Below are 2404 nucleotides of genomic sequence, written 5' to 3' on the forward strand. Positions count from 1 at the left end.
CCCTGAAATTACGAGCCAAGCGCATCAGCCAACGGTTCTTCGATTCCTCCACCTGATTTACTTATATTTTATCGAATTGTTAATTTATTATTTATTGGGTTCGAATACATATAATAAATATTCGAACCCAACAGTAAGAATTATGCCTTAATTGCACTCAATGTAAATGGTTCCTGACTTTCCACGATATAAGGACCTGCTGCATGTATCTGAATTGCAAGCATCCCCAGAGCATTTGGATCACGCCGATAAAGCGGGAGAGAGGCGTCTCCGCTGGTCCAACGCATCGGGGCGGCCTCCAGGTTGTTCCAACCAGGAAGAGCACTGTCCTCAAGGTGTGTAACCAGCGGAATTGTGCCCTGACTGTCATAGAGGGTGACATTCCCAACCAGAACACCAAGCGTGCGCCGATCATCAACGAAGGGACCGACCACATCACACGGACGACTGGCATTGGACAGGATGCGCACGGACTCGATCTGACCGGTGATCATGAAAAGTAGCGTGTTACCGGTTTTGCGTACAGGCTTAATGACGTGGCCTGTATTGGTCCTCAGATGAATATCCGCATCATCGGTAAGTAAAACCCGCTCAGTAGAGATTTCATATCCAAAGGCTTCGGCTCTAGCGGCGATGTTCTGATGGATCGGCTCAACAATCGATTGAGCAACTGTTAGCGGAGCTGCCGCATCAGTATCCCACGACTTGGTGCGAGCAGCCAGCTGAACGACCTTGCCTCCCTGAGAAAAATTACGACGATTTCCAGTATCGAGATAACTCTCGGTCAACAGGCCATCTGCCGAGACAATTGAATGCTCAGAAGTTTCAATATGATAATAATTATAGGACGTTATGGTTTTATCATAAAAGATGGAGCGACCGTTCACAAGCATACGAGCCGGAACGAAATATCCATCTAGAAACAGGCAATGCTCAGCTGTGACAAGCAGATCTTTGAAGGGAACGCCCTCCGAGATTGCGTCTTTGCGGATACGGACTGGATAACCCGCCTGATCGTCAGGCAAGCGAGTACGAACATTCCAATGTGCTTTACCAACCCACGTAATCGTATCCGTAACAGCCACACCGTTACGCGAGATCACCACTTCGTCACCCACAGTTATGTCCTGAATGGATTTCAAGCCGCCAGGAACAGTGATCTGCGTGTCCTCAAGGAAACAGACAGCATAAACGAGGTTACCATTATTATCTGACTCAAGAGCATATCCGAGGCTCTGGACGCCGATAATATTGAGCGTAACCGCAGACCCGTCTTTAAGGGTCAAAGTCACATGGTTAGCGTCAGGATATGTGACGCTGCTGACATTCGCGGTTTTGACGTTTGCCAGTGTAATGCCATCGGTGTCGCCTGCAGCGGTTCCCGTAAACCCGCTAATAACTGTCGTCGGGCTTCCGGACCCGGTGATGATCAGATTGGCATTTGTGCCACTCAGATCAACTGTTCCCCCTGCCGTCGACGGAATTGTTGCCGTAGCGCCATTCACAAGTGTAACAACGCCCGAGATTGTCGAGCCACTTACTGCGCTGACAACGCCCCCATTACTGACCGTTGTGGTTCCGAGAGTGCCACCACTTGCAACGTTCAAGATACCCGAGCTTTGAACAGTCGTTGAAGTGGCCTTCCCGCCTGAAATGATATTGGCTGTTCCGCCGCTCTGAACTATAGCGCTCGTTACTGTGCCTGCGGCGCGGATATTTCCGCCACTAGCAACGGTCGTTTGAATTGAAGTAGCACCACTGCCTACGACAAGAGTACCGCTTGACGCAACCGTTCCACCGCTCACGGATCCACCAGACGTGACCGTTGTTTGACCACTGAGAATAGCGCCCGTCGCTCCCTTGAGGGATCCTCCGGCACCAATATTGGCGCCACTGGCTATGCCCCCGGCACTGATGAAATAGGTGCCATTGGCCCCGACGCTTCCGCCAGAGACAACACCGCCACTTTCAACGACAACCTTACCATTGTCGTTAATGATCCAGTTGCCACTCCCATTGGTTTCTATCAGGAGTCCGCCGTTGCGGACAACGATCTCACCATTGCCAATGACAGTTTGGTATTTCCCTGTTCCACCAGAAGAAATAATTTCCTGGTAACCACTGACCGTTACGTTCTGAACGGTCTGACCACTACTTACTACCGTTGCCATTTCTTTGAGACCTTAATTTTCCTCAAGAGCGAGGAGTTTCGGAGAGGCGATAGAAGCGGATTCAGATGGGTTCGTTTGTTTTTTCCAAATCCGTCAAAACGTTAAAATGAAATGAATTGAAATGTAAACTCTTTAATTTTCATGTTTTTGAAATAAGTTTCTAAAACTATTTTTTGTCTCGGAATACATATCAAGTTATGTTTTTTTTGGATTGATGTCAAAAAAAAAAAAAA

The 2404-nt window shown here is 48.5% G+C and carries 1 protein-coding gene; it reads right to left on the reverse strand.

Annotated features, from left to right (window positions below; all coding sequences use genetic code 11):
- Window positions 1-140: 140 nt before the first annotated feature.
- Complete coding sequence (locus B7444_RS15500) at window positions 141-2171, reverse strand: Hint domain-containing protein (protein WP_035730661.1); 2031 nt, start codon at window positions 2169-2171, stop codon at window positions 141-143.
- Between the last annotated feature and the right edge of the window lie 233 nt (window positions 2172-2404).

The sequence above is a fragment of the Gluconobacter thailandicus F149-1 = NBRC 100600 genome, assembly GCF_000964465.1.
Taxonomy (GTDB): Bacteria; Pseudomonadota; Alphaproteobacteria; order Acetobacterales; family Acetobacteraceae; genus Gluconobacter; species Gluconobacter thailandicus.